General features: G+C 68.0%; 15 protein-coding genes. 11 read left to right on the forward strand and 4 right to left on the reverse strand.

Going from position 1 to position 14614, the window contains the following annotated elements; all coding sequences use genetic code 11:
• Positions 1-80 precede the first annotated feature (80 nt).
• From ptsP to EV667_RS21910, 4 genes are all read left to right on the forward strand, one after another.
• Positions 81-2348, forward strand: coding sequence for a phosphoenolpyruvate--protein phosphotransferase (ptsP, locus tag EV667_RS21895; RefSeq protein WP_131837439.1), 2268 nt, complete (start codon positions 81-83; stop codon positions 2346-2348).
• 10 nt (positions 2349-2358) lie between these two features.
• Positions 2359-3456 (forward strand): peptide chain release factor 1, encoded by a 1098-nt coding sequence (gene prfA / locus EV667_RS21900; RefSeq protein ID WP_131837440.1) that lies wholly within the window; start codon positions 2359-2361, stop codon positions 3454-3456.
• Positions 3453-4304 carry a peptide chain release factor N(5)-glutamine methyltransferase gene (prmC, locus tag EV667_RS21905; protein ID WP_131837441.1) on the forward strand — a complete coding sequence of 284 codons (852 nt, stop codon included), beginning with the start codon at positions 3453-3455 and terminating at the stop codon, positions 4302-4304. The genes prfA and prmC overlap by 4 nt, the downstream gene beginning before the upstream one ends.
• Before the next feature lie 586 nt (positions 4305-4890).
• A complete protein-coding gene (locus EV667_RS21910; RefSeq protein WP_131837442.1) occupies positions 4891-6075 on the forward strand; it encodes a DUF4167 domain-containing protein in 1185 nt (394 codons plus the stop codon).
• An 84-nt stretch (positions 6076-6159) separates the two neighbouring features.
• Here EV667_RS21910 and EV667_RS21915 read toward each other — a convergent pair whose 3' ends face one another.
• Positions 6160-6993, reverse strand: coding sequence for an MOSC domain-containing protein (locus EV667_RS21915; RefSeq protein WP_131837443.1), 834 nt, complete (start codon positions 6991-6993; stop codon positions 6160-6162).
• A gap of 170 nt (positions 6994-7163) precedes the next feature.
• Here EV667_RS21915 and thpR point away from each other — a divergent pair, with 170 nt between their 5' ends.
• The 5 genes from thpR to EV667_RS21940 all read left to right on the forward strand — a co-directional run bounded on the left by thpR (position 7164) and on the right by EV667_RS21940 (position 10330).
• Entirely contained in the window at positions 7164-7697 is a 534-nt protein-coding gene (thpR, locus tag EV667_RS21920) for an RNA 2',3'-cyclic phosphodiesterase (RefSeq protein WP_131837444.1), read from the forward strand.
• An 80-nt stretch (positions 7698-7777) separates the two neighbouring features.
• On the forward strand, positions 7778-8191 hold the full coding sequence (locus EV667_RS21925; protein ID WP_131837445.1) for a YkvA family protein: 414 nt from the start codon (positions 7778-7780) through the stop codon (positions 8189-8191).
• 215 nt (positions 8192-8406) lie between these two features.
• A complete protein-coding gene (locus tag EV667_RS21930) occupies positions 8407-8925 on the forward strand; it encodes an invasion associated locus B family protein (protein ID WP_245516323.1) in 519 nt (172 codons plus the stop codon).
• 193 nt (positions 8926-9118) lie between these two features.
• Positions 9119-9892: a hydroxyacylglutathione hydrolase gene (gene gloB / locus EV667_RS21935; protein WP_131837447.1), complete on the forward strand. Its 774-nt coding sequence runs from the start codon at positions 9119-9121 to the stop codon at positions 9890-9892.
• 3 nt (positions 9893-9895) lie between these two features.
• A complete protein-coding gene (locus EV667_RS21940; protein WP_131837448.1) occupies positions 9896-10330 on the forward strand; it encodes a cupin domain-containing protein in 435 nt (144 codons plus the stop codon).
• 4 nt (positions 10331-10334) lie between these two features.
• Here EV667_RS21940 and yddG read toward each other — a convergent pair whose 3' ends face one another.
• The gene (yddG, locus tag EV667_RS21945) at positions 10335-11234 is read right to left on the reverse strand and encodes an aromatic amino acid exporter YddG (RefSeq protein ID WP_131837449.1); all 900 of its coding nucleotides are present in this window, start codon (positions 11232-11234) and stop codon (positions 10335-10337) included.
• Between the two features lie 141 nt (positions 11235-11375).
• On the opposite strand from yddG, the gene EV667_RS21950 reads away from it, so the two are divergent.
• Entirely contained in the window at positions 11376-11621 is a 246-nt protein-coding gene (locus EV667_RS21950) for a PepSY domain-containing protein (protein ID WP_131837450.1), read from the forward strand.
• Positions 11622-11680: 59 nt separating this feature from the next.
• Here the strand turns inward: EV667_RS21950 and phbB are convergent, their stop codons facing one another.
• Both phbB and EV667_RS21960 read right to left on the reverse strand, forming a co-directional pair.
• Positions 11681-12406: an acetoacetyl-CoA reductase gene (gene phbB, locus EV667_RS21955; RefSeq protein ID WP_131837451.1), complete on the reverse strand. Its 726-nt coding sequence runs from the start codon at positions 12404-12406 to the stop codon at positions 11681-11683.
• A gap of 134 nt (positions 12407-12540) precedes the next feature.
• Positions 12541-13719 (reverse strand): acetyl-CoA C-acetyltransferase, encoded by a 1179-nt coding sequence (locus EV667_RS21960; protein WP_131837452.1) that lies wholly within the window; start codon positions 13717-13719, stop codon positions 12541-12543.
• 257 nt (positions 13720-13976) lie between these two features.
• Here EV667_RS21960 and phaR point away from each other — a divergent pair, with 257 nt between their 5' ends.
• Positions 13977-14561 (forward strand): polyhydroxyalkanoate synthesis repressor PhaR, encoded by a 585-nt coding sequence (gene phaR / locus EV667_RS21965; RefSeq protein WP_131837486.1) that lies wholly within the window; start codon positions 13977-13979, stop codon positions 14559-14561.
• Positions 14562-14614: the final 53 nt, after the last annotated feature.

Below are 14614 nucleotides of genomic sequence, written 5' to 3' on the forward strand. Positions count from 1 at the left end.
GTCAGGCGACGGCGCGGCGCGAGTCGCGCCGCCTTAAGTGACGCTCCGGGATAGCGGCTCCCGGAAACCGAGGACGGCCAATGCGTGGCGCGCTCGGCGGCCCGCGCGTGCTTTTGAGGCGTCTCCGCGAGGTCATGGCGGAGCCGGTGAGCGCGCAGGACCGCCTCGACAAGATCGTGGTGCTGATCGCGGCCAACATGGTGGCCGAGGTCTGCTCGGTCTATGTGCTGCGGGTCGACGGGACGCTCGAACTCTATGCCACCGAGGGCCTGAACCGCAGCGCCGTGCATCTGACGGTGATGCGGATCGACGAGGGCCTCGTCGGCACGGTCGCCCGCGAGGCCGAGCCGATCAGCCTGTCCAACGCGCAGGCGCACCCGGCCTTCTCCTACCGGCCGGAAACGGGCGAGGAAATCTACCACTCCTTCCTCGGCGTGCCGATCCTGCGCGCTGGCAACACGCTCGGCGTGCTGGTGGTGCAGAACCGCGCCCACCGCTCCTACACCGAGGAGGAGATCGAGGCGCTGCAGACCACGGCCATGGTGCTGGCCGAGATCATCGCCTCGGGCGAACTCACCGCCATGGCGCTGCCCGGCGCCGAGCCCGCCGCGCGCCGCCCGCTGCATCTCAAGGGCCTTGCCCTTTCGGAAGGCATCGGCCTCGGCCATGTGGTGCTGCACGAGCCGCGCATCGAAGTCACCAAGGTCATCGCCGACGACCTGCCGGCCGAGCTGAAGCGCCTCGACGGCGCGGTGGACACGCTGCGCGCCTCGATCGACACCATGCTGGCGGACGAGGGCGTTGCCCGTGTCGGCGAGCACCGCGAAATCCTCGAAGCCTACCGCATGTTCGCCCATGATCGCGGCTGGATTAACCGCATGCGCGAGGCCGTAATGACCGGCCTCACCGCCGAGGGCGCAGTGGAGCGGGTGCAGTCCGACACCCGCGCCCGCATGCTGCGCATGACCGATCCCTATCTGCGCGAGCGGATGCACGATCTGGACGATCTGGCCAACCGCCTGCTGCGCCAGCTGACCGGCCGCACCGCCGGCTCCGACCATGACCGGCTTCCCGACAACGCCATCATCGTCGCCCGCAACATGAGCCCGGCGGCGCTGCTGGACTATGACCGCACCCGCATCCGCGGCCTTGTGTTGGAAGAAGGCGCGGCGACCAGCCATCTGACCATCGTCGCCCGGGCGCTCGGCATTTCCGCCGTCGGGCACATGGAGAACGTGGTCGGCCAGGTCGATGCCGGCGACGCGGTGATTGTCGACGGCGTCAGCGGCGAGGTGCATATCCGCCCGCCGGCCGATGTCGAGAACGCCTATGCCGACAAGGTGCGCTTCCGGGCCAAGCGGCTGGAGCGCTACGCCGCCCTGCGCGACGTGCCGACCGTCACCAAGGACGGCACGCCGATCGAGCTGCATCTCAATGCCGGCCTGCTGGTCGACCTGCCGCATATCGAGGACACCGGCGCCACCGGCATCGGCCTGTTCCGCACCGAACTCCAGTTCATGATCGCCTCTGCCTTCCCACGCACCAATGAGCAGCTCAAGCTGTATCGCTCGGTGCTCGACGCGGCAGGCGAGCGCCCCGTGGTGTTCCGAACGCTCGATATCGGCGGCGACAAGGTGCTGCCCTATATGCGGGCGATCGAGGAGGAAAACCCGGCGCTGGGCTGGCGCGCCATCCGCCTCGGGCTCGACCGGCCCGGCCTGCTGCGCAGCCAGATCCGCGCGCTGCTGCGGGCCGCCACCGGGCGCGAGCTGCGGCTCATCTTCCCGATGGTGTCGGCGGTGGAGGAATATGACCGCGCCCACCACATCGTCGAGCGCGAGTTGACCCATCTGCGCCGGCATGGCCACGGCCTGCCCGAGCGCGTGCTGGTGGGGGTGATGCTGGAAGTGCCGGCGCTGCTGTTCCAGCTCGACCTGTTGTTCAGCCGTGTGGACTTCGCCTCCGTCGGCTCGAACGACCTCGTGCAGTTCCTTTATGCCGCCGATCGCGGCAATTCGCGCGTCGCCGACCGCTTCGACCCGCTGGCCCCGGCGGCGCTGCGGGCGCTGAAGACGATCATCGACAAGGCCGCCGAATACGGCAAGCCGGTCACGCTCTGCGGCGAACTGGCCTCGCGGCCGCTGGAGGCGCTGGCGCTGGCCGCCATCGGCTACCGCCGGCTCTCCGTCTCCCCGGCCTCCTATGGCCCGGTGAAGGCGATGCTGCTCGAACTCGACCTTCCCGCCGCTACCGCCTTTGTCGAACCGTTCCTCGGCATTCGCGGCGAGGTGGCGTCGCTGCGCCCGCAGCTCGCCGCCTTCGCCGAGAAGGCCGGCCTGCCCCTGTGAGTGCCGCCGCGTGACCGCCCTGCCCGATGCCCGGCTCGACCAGCTTCTCGCGCGCCATGCGGAGATCGAGCACGCCCTCTCCGCCAGCCCGGAGGCGGAAACCTATGTCCGCCTGTCGCGCGAATTCGCCGACCTCTCGCCGCTGGTCGAGAGCGTGAAGGCGCTGCGCCGCGCCGAGCGCCAGCTGAAGGAGGCCCGCACCCTCGCCACGGAAGCCTCCGGCGACCGCGAGATGGCAGCCATGGCGCAGGAAGAGGCCGACACGCTGGAGGAAGAGGTGGAAAGCCTTTCCCACGCCGTGCGGCTCGCTTTGCTGCCCAAGGACGCGATGGACGAGCGCGGCGTCATTCTCGAAGTGCGCGCCGGCACGGGCGGCGACGAGGCGGCGCTGTTCGCCGGCGACCTTTTCCGCATGTATGAACGCTTCGCCGCCTTGAACGGTTGGTCGGTCGAGGTGCTGTCGATGACCGAGGGTGCGGCCGGCGGCTTCAAGGAAATCGTCGCTGGCCTGCACGGCAACGGCGCCTATGCCAAGCTGAAATTCGAATCCGGCGTCCACCGCGTGCAGCGCGTGCCGGACACTGAGGGGTCGGGACGCATCCACACCTCCGCCGCCACCGTGGCCGTGCTGCCGGAAGTGGAGGAGGTCGATGTCGACATCAACGAATCCGACCTCCGCATCGACGTGTTCCGGGCGTCGGGCGCCGGCGGGCAGCACGTCAACAAGACCGAAAGCGCGGTCCGCATCACCCATATTCCTACCGGAACCGTCGTCGCGGTGCAGGACGAACGCTCGCAGCACAAGAACAAGGCCCGCGCCATGGGAATGCTGCGCGCCAAGATCTACGAGGCCGAGCGCGAGAAGCGCGACAGCGCCCGTGCCAATGAGCGCAAGGTGCAGGTGGGCTCCGGCGACCGCTCCGAGCGCATCCGCACCTATAACTTCCCGCAGGCGCGCGTCACCGACCACCGCATCGGCCTCACGCTCCACAAGCTGCCGGAGATTCTCGCCGGCGATGCGCTGGGCGAACTGGTCGACGCGCTGACCACCGAATATCAGGCCGCGCTGCTCGCCGAGGCCGAAAGCGGCGGCTGGGGCGAGCGGTGACCACCCGCACCGCCCTGCTGCGCGCCTTTGCCGCAGCCTTTGCGGAGAAGGGCCTTGAGGCGCCCGAGCGCGAGGCGCGAGCGCTGCTTCGGGCGAGCCTCGGCCTCTCCGATCTCGACCTCGTGACGCGAGGCGAGCAGCCGGTAACGGAGGAGGATACGGCCCGGCTTCGCGCCCTTGCCGACCGCCGCGCCGCAGGCGAGCCGCTGGCCCGGCTGACGGGACGACGCGAGTTCTGGAGCCTCGATTTTACCCTCGCCCCCGAGACGCTGGTGCCGCGACCGGAGACGGAAACGCTGGTCGAAGCGGCCCTCGCGCTGTACCCCGACCGGCACGCACCGCTGCGGATTCTCGACCTCGGCACGGGCAGCGGCGCACTGCTCGCGGCGTTGCTGAGCGAGTATCCCGCCGCCTTCGGGATCGGCGTCGACCTGTCATTGGGGGCCGCCCGGCAGGCGCGCGAGAACCTTGCGGCGCTTGGATTTGCGGCGCGCTCACGGGTGCTGGTGGGGCACTGGGCGCAGGCCCTCGCCGGCGGCTTCGATCTCGTGGTCTCCAATCCGCCTTATATTCCCAGCACCGATATCCCCGCGCTTGAGCGGGACGTGCGCGACCACGACCCGCGCCTGGCGCTTGACGGCGGCTCTCAGGGGCTCGACGCCTACCGTGCCCTCAGCCTCGCCCTCCCCGGCCTGCTGGTGGCCGGCGGGTATGCCGTGCTCGAACTTGGAATCGGGCAGGAGCGGGATGTGGCCGCCCTGCTCGCCGCTGCCGGGCTGCCGGCCGATGGTCCGGCGCGGTGTGATCTCGCCGGGATCGCCCGTGCCATTGTCGCCCGCAAGCCCTGATATTGCGGGAAACGCCACAAAAAAGGGCTTGGAAGGCGTTACCGAACCGATTAGTGTCGATTGCAGGAATCGTCCTGAGACATCATCTGCCTTTTGGTGATTGGAACGCCGGTCGCTCTTCGATCCGAGTAGCCGTGCTCGTCACTGGCAGTGGCATTCAGGCCCTTGCGAAAGGCCTTGATGCAACCCGTTTCATAAGGGGCGAACGCTCCAAAAGTTTATCAGCGCGGCCTTGGTTGCGCGATGAAACATGGGGTCGGCCGCAGCGCAGAGTTTGCGCGCGCCGGGTCCGGGCCGGAGAAATGCGGTCAGGACGGATCGGCGTCGGCTTGGCCGGCGGCGAAGCATCTTCGAGATGCGCTCCCATGGAAGAAGCCCGATGGTCGAGGGCGACCTGCGGCGCGACTGGGACCCCAGGGTCCCGGCCTGCGGCAGCTTTTCCCGACTGACGGCGAGATTTCCCGCCGTGCCGTTGCCGAAGGCCTAGGCCGAGGAGCGGGACTGCGGACACCGTGTGATTGACCCGCCTGTATGGCACCGAACGGGGGTTCCCCGTCCGGCTTTGTGGGGCACAGAGACCAGCTCGATGCGAAATAGTAATCAGCAGAAGCGTACGCGCGGCCGCAACAACGGCAATCGGCGCAGCCAGAATCCGCTTACGCGCGTTTATGAGTCCAACGGCCCGGATGTGAAGGTGCGTGGCACGGCGCAGCACGTCGTGGAAAAGTATCAGCAGCTTGCCCGCGATGCGCAGGCAACGGGCGACTATGTGGCGGCGGAGAACTATCTCCAGCACGCCGAGCATTACTACCGCATCATCGCCGCCGCGCAGGCCCAGTTCGGCGTGCAGGGGCAGCCCTACCAGCGCTCCGACGATGATGAATTCGACGATGACATGGACGACGGCGGGGTGGACAACCAGCCCGTCTATCAGACCCGCGAACCGTTTGCCGGTCGCGACAATGGGCAGCGGGATAGCGGCCAGCGGGATAGCGGCCAGCGCGACGGAAACCAGCGCGACAACGGCCAGCGGGACAACGGCCAGCGGGACAACGGCCCGCGGGACGGCGGCCAGCGCGACGTCTACCGCGACCGCGACAACCGCCGCGACAATCGCGAGCGTGGACAGGACCGCGGCCCCGACCGTAACCAGGAGCGCGGTCCCGACCGCAGCCAGGAACGCGGTCCCGACCGCAACCAGGAGCGCGACCGCAGCGAGCGGCCTGAGCGTGACCGGCAGGATCGCAACGAGCAGCGCGCTGAGTCGCGCAGCGAGCCGCGGGAAGGCCGCTGGGCGCGCGAGAGCCGCCCCTATCGCGACAATCGCGCCCCCCGCGAAAGTGGCGACGCCGGCTACCGCGACCCCGCTCAGCAGCCACAGCCGCGCCTCGGGCCGGATGTGGAGGCCGAGATCGGCCTGCCCGCCTTCATCACCCAGAGCGGCGGCACCGCCCCTGTGACCCCTCCGGCCACGCGCAAGAACGAAGCACCGGCGGAAGCGCCGGAGCCCAAGGCTGCACCCGCGCTCGCGGCAACTGCCGTACCGGCCACCATCGCTGATACGGCACCGGCGGAAGCGCCCGCGGCCGCTGAGGCGCCGGCGCCGAAGACCCGCACGCGCGCTGCCAAGCCGGCAGCGGCCGTGGCGCCCGAGGAAGCTCCGGCCGACGATGCCGACGGCCGCGCCCCGCGCACGCGCCGTCGCCGCTACCGCCGCAGCGACACCGAAGGTGAAGGCTCCGAGCCCGCCCCGGCGGAAGTCGCGGAGTGATCGGTTCCCCCGCTCGCACATGAAAAAGGCCCGGCTTAGCCGGGCCTTTTTTGTTGATCGGCAGAAGAAGGCCGAATCCGGACCTCAGACGGTGATCCGCACCGAATCTCCATCGGCGATGAGCCCGCCCTGCTCGATTTCGGCAAAGATGCCGCAATCGGTGTGGCCAAAGGTCCGCATCAGCGTCCCTGGCACGTCCATGTCGCGCTTGGCCGTCTCCGGGTCGACATTGGTGGCGGCGCAGCGGAAGATGCGCTGGGTGATCTTGAGCCGCACCTGGTTGCCGACCTCGATCGTATGGCCGACGAGGTCGAACTCCTCCCAGGGCTCCATGCCGTCGAGATAGAGATTGCCGCGAAAGCGCAGCGGGTCCACCGGCTGGCCGATGATCTCGCCCAGTGCCCGGCAGCTCGCCAGATTGATCAGCGACACATAGCCCTCGGTGGTGTCGACGAAGCGGAATTCAGGCGGTGCCGCCAGCACGCGCGGCGCGCCGCGCAGCTCATAGCGGGAATAGCGCTGGAAGAACGCCTCGATCGCCTCCCGCCCTTCCGCCGTGTCGAGCTTGCCGCGCGCGGCTTCCTCACCGTCGAGGCGAATCACCAGTTCCGCCGTCGCGTCGTCGAAGCGGGCTTCGAGAGCGGCCAGGCGCTCGTTGCGCATGAGCATCAGGAACTTGATCTTGGGCTGGAAGGCCGGCGCTTCGGGGATGAAGCCGGAGGGGCCGTTCTCGATCGCGAAGAGCCGGTCGCCGGGAAAATATTTCCCTGCCACCAGATCGACCAGCTCAAGCCGCTCCGGCGTCAACCCCTTCACGGGATAACGATAGATCGACTGGATGCTGGCGAAGGCAAGCGACTTCGCCGCCTCAGCAGGGGTGGTGAAAAGTTCGGCGTCTTCAGTCGATTCGCTCATCATGCCTCACCATATCGGCTCCCGAGGTTCGCGTCAGCCGCAGCGATAGTCCGGGCCCATGGCGGCTATGCGGACGGCCCGTGTTTTGCCTGTCGTATTTTTGGCTTTTCCTCGGCCTGCGAATCCGTCTCAATGAGTGGCGGGTTCCCTTGCCGGCACCATAGGAGGGGGTCATGCCTCGGCTTTTCACCGCCCTCGAAATCCCGACCGACGTCGCCGAGCATCTGTCGATGCTGCGCGGCGGACTTCCCGGCGCACGCTGGATCAGCCCGGACTTCTATCACGTCACCCTGCGCTTCATCGGCGATGTCGACCATGCGGTCGCCCGCGACGCCGCCGCCGCGCTCGACGAGATCGAACGCTTCGGCTTCGACCTCACCCTTTCAGGCGTCGACCAGTTCGGCAACCATAAGCCGCATTCGATCTTCGTCGGGGTGAAGGCCAACCAGGCGCTGAACGAGCTTCATGCCGAGCATGAGCGGGCGATGAAACGCATCGGCCTGCCGCCGGAAGGGCGCAATTTCCGCCCGCATGTCACGCTCGCCCGGCTCCGCGATGCCGCCCCCCGTCAGGTAGCGGACTATCTCGCCCTGCGCGGCTATTTCCGCAGCGCCACCTTCCAGGTCTCACGCTTCGTCCTCTACTCCTCGCGCGATTCCGTGGGCGGCGGGCCCTATCGGGTGGAAGCCGCCTATCCGCTGATGTGATGGCGGCGATGTTGCGAAAGGCGGCAATGGCAACCATCTTTCGTAGGACGGGCCTCCCCGGTACCCGTCGGGAGAGCGAGATGATCCACCGTTCCGACCCTGCTTTCGACGCCGACGCCGTTGATGTGGATGGCAATGAGGCGGAGCACCGCGAGATCCCCGGCGCCAGCCCCGGGGATGAGGCGCGGGTGCGCGCCCGCTTCTGGCCGAAGCTGGCCGGCACCCTGTCGCGCATTCCCTTCGCCGAGGACGCGGCGGCGGCCTATTACTGCGCGCTGGACAGCCAGACGCCGACTCGGGTGCGCGCCCTTCTTTTCGGCTCCCTCGCCTATTTTCTGCTGCCCGCCGATGCGGTGCCGGACATCATCGTCGGCCTCGGGTTCACCGATGACGCGGCGGTGCTGGCGACGGCGCTGAACCTGCTGGCCAGCCATATCGGCGCCGATCACCGGGCGGCGGCGCGGGCGGCAATTGCGCGGCTGCGTACGCCCTGACGATGGTCGCGACGGTGTCTTCTGGAGACAATCCACCGCAGGACCGCGCCATGCCATCAATTCGCCGTCCCCCTTCAGCCATTTGAGCCGCAAAGCCCTCCTAACGACGCGCCAAGGGTTCACAGCCGCGAAGAGCGCGGATATCCCTGAGGCGGCCGATACGGAGAATCACGCGGAGCCGCCCCGGCGGCCCGAGGATACGGAGGATGCAGACCATGGCACGACGCACCGCGCGCGCCGTACTCGCCGGCCTGGCACTGGCACTGATCGGGATCGGCGGCGCCAGCGCACAGGGTGCGCCCAAGCTCGTTACCCAGTCGGGCGATTGGGGTGTCTATCTCGACACCAGCGGCAGCGGGAAGATCTGCTATGCGCTGTCGCAGCCCAAGACCCGCATGCCGGCTGAGCTCAAGCGCGATCCGGCCTATTTCTTCATCTCCACCCGTACCGCCGAGAATGTGAAGGGCGAGGTCAGCGTCGTCATGGGCTTCGCGCTGAAGGAAGGCACCGACGCCACCCTGACCATCGGGCCGGCCAGCTTCGACCTCTACACCCGCGGCACCGGCGCCTGGGTGCGCAATGTCGCGGAGGAGACACGGCTGGTGGACGCCCTGCGCAAGGGCCGCGACGTGGTGGTGAAAAGCACCTCGGCACGCGGTAATGTCACAACAGACACCTATTCTCTCAGCGGAATCTCGGCAGCCATCGACCGTGCCGCCCAGGAATGCCGCTGACGCGCCCCGCGAGCCTGCCAGAGCCTTTTCCGCGAAAGCTGACAGACTTTCGCGACGAGGAAACGCTCCAGCGTGTTGATTGCAGGGCACTTTCTCATCGGTCAGGTGATTTCGCCTGATCGAAAAGGGTCCTAGACTGACGGCGACGGCCTTCCGCCGCGCCGTTCCCCGAGCGCCAATCTTCGAGGTCATCATGCCCGCCGAACTGCGGCTCATCCCCTGCCTCGCCGACAATTACGCGGTGCTGCTGCGCGATCCGGTGACGGAGGCCACCGCCGTCATCGACGTGCCGGAAGTGGGGCCCGTGCTGGCCGCGCTGGAGCGCGAGGACTGGACGCTCACCCATATCCTCGTCACGCACCATCACACCGATCACATTGCCGGCGTGGAGGCGCTGAAGGAACGCTTCGGCGCCACCGTCATCGGCCCCAAGGCGGAGCGCGAGACCATTCCCGGGCTCGACTTCGCGGTAGTGGATGGCGATCCGGTCGCCGTGGGCGGGCTGGTGGGGCGGGTGATGGAAACGCCCGGCCATACCAAGGGCCATATCGTGTTCCTGTTCGAGGACGAGCGGCTGCTGTTCTCCGGCGATACGCTGTTCGTCATGGGCTGCGGCCGCCCCTTCGAGTGCGACCCGCCGGTGCTGTGGGAATCGCTCGTCCGCCTGCGCGCCCTGCCCGACGACATCTCGGTCTATTGCGGGCACGAATACACCCTCTCCAATGCGCGCTTCGCTCTCAGCCTCGAACCCGACAATGCGGCGGTCGCCGCCCGGCTCGAAGAGATCGAGGCGCTGCGGGCGGCGGGCAAGCCGACCCTGCCGACCACGATCGGGGCGGAGAAGGCGACCAACCCCTTCATGCGCGCCGACGACCCGGGGCTGGCCGCCCGCATCGGCCTGTCCGGCGCCGAGCCGGGTGCGATCTTCACCGAGCTGCGCAGCCTCAAGAACAGCTTCCGGGGCTGACGCATGCGCCTCGACGGCCTTTCCGCCCGCGAGGTCATCGCCCGCCTCGCCCTCGCCCCGCACCCGGAGGGCGGGCATTACCGCGAGACGTTCCGCGATCCGCACCCGACCTCGGACGGGCGCTCCGTCTCCACCGCGATCTATTTCCTGCTGGCCGCCGGCGAGGTGTCGCACTGGCACCGGGTGGATGCCGTCGAGGCGTGGCACTGGTATGCCGGCGCGGCGCTGGAATTGCGGGTGTCGGTGGCCGATTCCGGCCCAATCATCGCGCACCGACTCGGGACCGGCGACGGCGACGAACCGCAGCGGATCGTCCCGCGCGATGCCTGGCAGTCCGCCCGTAGCCTCGGCGACTGGACGCTGGTCGGCTGCACGGTAGCGCCCGGCTTCGACTTCGCCGGCTTCGAGCTGGCCGCGCCCGGCTGGTCGCCGGGCTGACGCCCTATCGCGCTTGCCGCCGTGCCAGCAGCGTCGCCACGGCGGCACCGCCGACGATGAGGGCGCAGGCGAGGCCGAGCGACCAGCTCAGCGCGGCGAAGCCCGCCGCTACCAGCAGCAGGGTCGAGAGCACCGGCGCCGCATAGGACATGACGCCGAGCAGGCGAATGTCGCCGCGCTTCATGCCGATGTCCCAGGTGTAGAAGGCGATGCCGACCGGCCCGATGCCGAGCGCCACCACCGCCAGCCACTCCCCCGCCCCTGCGGGCCACACCGCAGGCTCGAACAGCGCGTGGCACAGCGCGGACAGAACGGCCGTGGCGAGGCAGAAACCGGCGACGACCTCGGTCGGCACGTTCGCGAAATACCGCGAGCCGACCGAGTAGACCGTCCAGATCACCGCGCAGAGCGCGGCGGCGAGATAGCCGGGCACGAATTCCGGCGCGAAGCCGAGGCTGCCTGCCCGCCCGCCCAGCAGCACCACCGTGCCGGCAAGGCCCATCAGCGCGCCGGCGATATGGGCCGGGCGCAGCCTTTCCCCCGGGAGGAAGGCGGAGAACAGCACAATCAGCAGCGGCCAGAGATAGGCGATGAGGCCCGCCTCGGCCGGCGGCGCCAGCTTCAGCGCCGAGAAATAGAAGAAGTGGTAGCCAAACAGCCCACCCACCCCGTGCAGCCACACCGGCCAGGGCTGGCGCAGCACCGAGAGGCTGACGCCGCGCGCCATCGCCGTCCCCAGCCCCACCGTGCCGCCAATGGCGAAGGTCAGCGCCGTCAGCAGAAAGGGCGGCACGGCGCCGGTGGACGAGGTCGCCAGCGCCAGCGTCGACCACAGCAGGATGGCGGTAAAGCCGATCAGCGTGGCGGTGCGGCGCGCGAGGGGGGCAGTCGCTTGGAGGGGCATGGGACACCTGGAATGGGCGCCCCTTATGGCCGGGCGGGAGGCACAAGCCAAGCGCCGGCACCCCGGCAATCGTTAGGTCGGGGGAACTGTTTGGCCGGGAGCCGCTTACCCCAACGTCACCTCAACGTTCAGGAGTACCGCATGAAATCCCTGGGTTACGCCATCGCTGCCATCGCCTTTGCCGCCCTGCCCGCCTTCGCCCAGACACCCGCCATCGGTGTCGAGGATGCGCTTCGCATCGCCCGCGACGGCGGGCTGGCGACGATCACCTCGATCGAGCTCGACGACGGTGAATGGGAAGCCGAAGGCCGCGATAGCGCCGGCAAGGAGATGGAGATCGACATCGACGCCAAGACCGGCGCCGTCATCCGTCGCGAAATCGACTGAGTTCGCCACGTCCGGCCAAGCGGCGCCCGCCGCTTGGCCCTTACGCCCTCGCCGCCCGATCAGCCGAGATATTGGCCGCCATTGGCGGAGAGTGTCGAGCCGGTGATGAAACCCGCCTCGTCGGCGGCGAGGAACACCACGCAGCGGGCGATCTCGTCAGCTTCGCCGAGGCGGCCGACCGGGATCTGCGGAATGATGCTCTTCTCCAGCACGTCCTTGGGCACGGCCAGCACCATCTCGGTGGCGATGTAGCCCGGGCAGATCGCGTTGACGGTGATGCCCTTCTTCGCGACTTCTTGCGCCAGCGCCTTGGAGAAGCCGATTTCGCCGGCCTTGGCGGCGGAATAATTGGTCTGGCCCATCTGGCCCTTCTGGCCGTTGATCGACGAGATGTTGACGATACGGCCGAAGCCACGCTCGCGCATGTCCTCGATCACGTTGCGGCACATGTTGAACACCGAGGAGAGGTTGGTGTTGATCACCGCGTGCCAGTTCTCGGGCGACATCTTGTGCAGCATGCCGTCGCGGGTGATGCCGGCATTGTTCACCAGCACCTCGACCGGGCCGAGCTTTGCCGTCACCTCGGCGATGCCCGCCTTGCACGCCGCGAAGTCGGAAACGTCCCATTTGAAGGTGGGGATGCCGGTCTCTTCGGTAAACGCAGCGGCAGCCGCGTCATTGCCGGCATAATTGGCGGCGACGGAATAGCCGGCCGCCTTCAAGGCTTTGCTGATGGCCGCGCCGATGCCGCGCGTACCCCCGGTGACCAATGCAACACGCGCCATGTCTTCCCCCTCTGGCGTCCCTTCCCCAGGGAACTCTCGACGGTTTGTACGTCGATTCTTGATGACGGCAAGGTCGCGAGCCCGCCTTGCCGTCGCGATTGGTCACAGCTTTTATCGGCCGCGCCGACGCAGGGTCAGTCGCGCTCCAGGCACATGGCGATGCCCATGCCGCCGCCGATGCACAGCGTGGCCAGTGCCTTCTTGGCGTCGCGCTTCTCCATCTCGTAGAGCAGCGTGGTCAGGATGCGCGCGCCCGAGGCGCCGATCGGGTGGCCGATGGCAATGGCGCCGCCATTCACATTCACCTTGCTCGGGTCCCAGCCGAGGTCCTTGTTGACCGCGCAGGCCTGCGCCGCGAAGGCCTCATTGGCCTCGATCAGGTCGAGATCGGCGACCGTCCAGCCGGCCTTCTCCAGCGCGCGGCGCGAGGCCGGGATCGGGCCCGAGCCCATGATCGCCGGATCGACACCCGCCTGCGCCCAGGAGACGATGCGCGCCAGCGGCTTCTTGCCCTCGCTGGCCGCACGGGAGGCCGACATCAGCACGATGGCGGCGGCACCGTCATTGATGCCCGAGGCGTTGCCCGCCGTCACCGTGCCGTCCTTGGAGAAGGCGGGGCGAAGCTTGGTCATCGACTCGATGGTCGCGCCGTGGCGGGGATATTCGTCGTCGCTGACGACGATGTCGCCCTTGCGCGAGGAAATGGTCACGGGGACGATCTCGTCCTTGAAGCGCCCGGCCTTCTGCGCCGCCTCCGCCTTGTTCTGCGAGGCGACGGCGAAGCTGTCCTGCTCGTCGCGGGTTATCTGCCACTGGCGGGCGACGTTCTCGGCGGTCGTGCCCATGTGATAGCCGTTGAAGGCGTCCCACAGACCGTCCTTGATCATGGTATCGACCATTTCAAGGTTGCCCATCTTGGTGCCGTTGCGCAGATGCGCGACATGCGGCGCCTGGCTCATCGATTCCTGGCCGCCCGCCACCACGATGTCGCTGTCGCCGTTGAGGATCGCCTGATAGCCGAGCGCCACGGCGCGCAGGCCGGAACCGCAGAGCTGGTTCACGCCCCAGGCCGGGCTTTCCACCGGGATGCCGGCCGCCACCGAGGCCTGGCGCGCCGGGTTCTGCCCCGCGCCGGCGGTGAGGATCTGCCCCATGATGGTTTCGCTCACCTCGCCCGGCGCGACGCCGGCCCGCTCCAGCGCGGCGGCGATGGCGATCTTGCCCAGTTCATGGGCGGGCAGCGAGGACAGCGCCCCGTTGAACGCGCCGACAGCCGTGCGCGCGGCGCCGACGATGACGATGCCGTCTTTCATGAATGACGTCCTCCGGTACGGTCCTGTAGTCGGGCTCGGCCCGCGGGCCTGCGCCTCACCTTCTCGATCAGGTGTGACAGCATCGTGGTAGCCACCCGTGATCCATGTCAATGGCACCCGGCTTTTCCTGACGTGAGGTCAAGAGCACCGCCCGCCCTGCCCCGCGCGCGGCGTTGAGCCGCCACAATTCCTGTAGCCGGGCGGTGGGAAACGTCCTAGAGTTTTCAATGGGAAACGATCAAGGCGACTGGATCACAATGGCAAAATCCAACGAACCCGTCACCATCAAGAAATACGCGAACCGCCGCCTGTACAATACCGGCACGAGCACCTATGTGACGCTCGAAGACCTCGCGCAGATGGTCAAGAACGGCGAAGACTTCGTCGTCTACGACGCGAAGTCATCCGATGACATAACGCACTCCGTGCTGACCCAGATCATCTTCGAGCAGGAAGGCAAGGGCCAGAACCTCCTGCCGATCAATTTCCTTCGCCAGATCATCCGTTTCTACGGCGACAGCATGCAGATGCTGGTACCGCGCTATCTCGACATGACCATCGAGAATTTCAGCAAGGAACAGAACAGCCTGCGGGAGAACTTCTCCAAGACGCTGGGCATTGGCGGCATTGGCGGTTTCGGGATTCTGGACGAGCACGTCCGCCGGAACATGGAAATGTTCGACCGTACCTTCAAGATGTTTCTGCCCGGCGGCCGCGCCGAGGACAGCGCCGCGGCACCGGCGGCCAGCCCGCAGCCCGACGATTTCGACGAACTGCGCCGGCAGGTTGCCGATATGCAGAAGCGCCTCGACAAGCTCGGCGACGGCGGCAAGAAAGAGTGAATGGCTGGCCGGGACGGCGCCTCGCGGGCGCGCTCCCGGGGGTCGGCTGCCGG

Origin of the sequence: Ancylobacter aquaticus, from assembly GCF_004339465.1 — a bacterium.
Classification (GTDB): Bacteria; Pseudomonadota; Alphaproteobacteria; order Rhizobiales; family Xanthobacteraceae; genus Ancylobacter; species Ancylobacter aquaticus.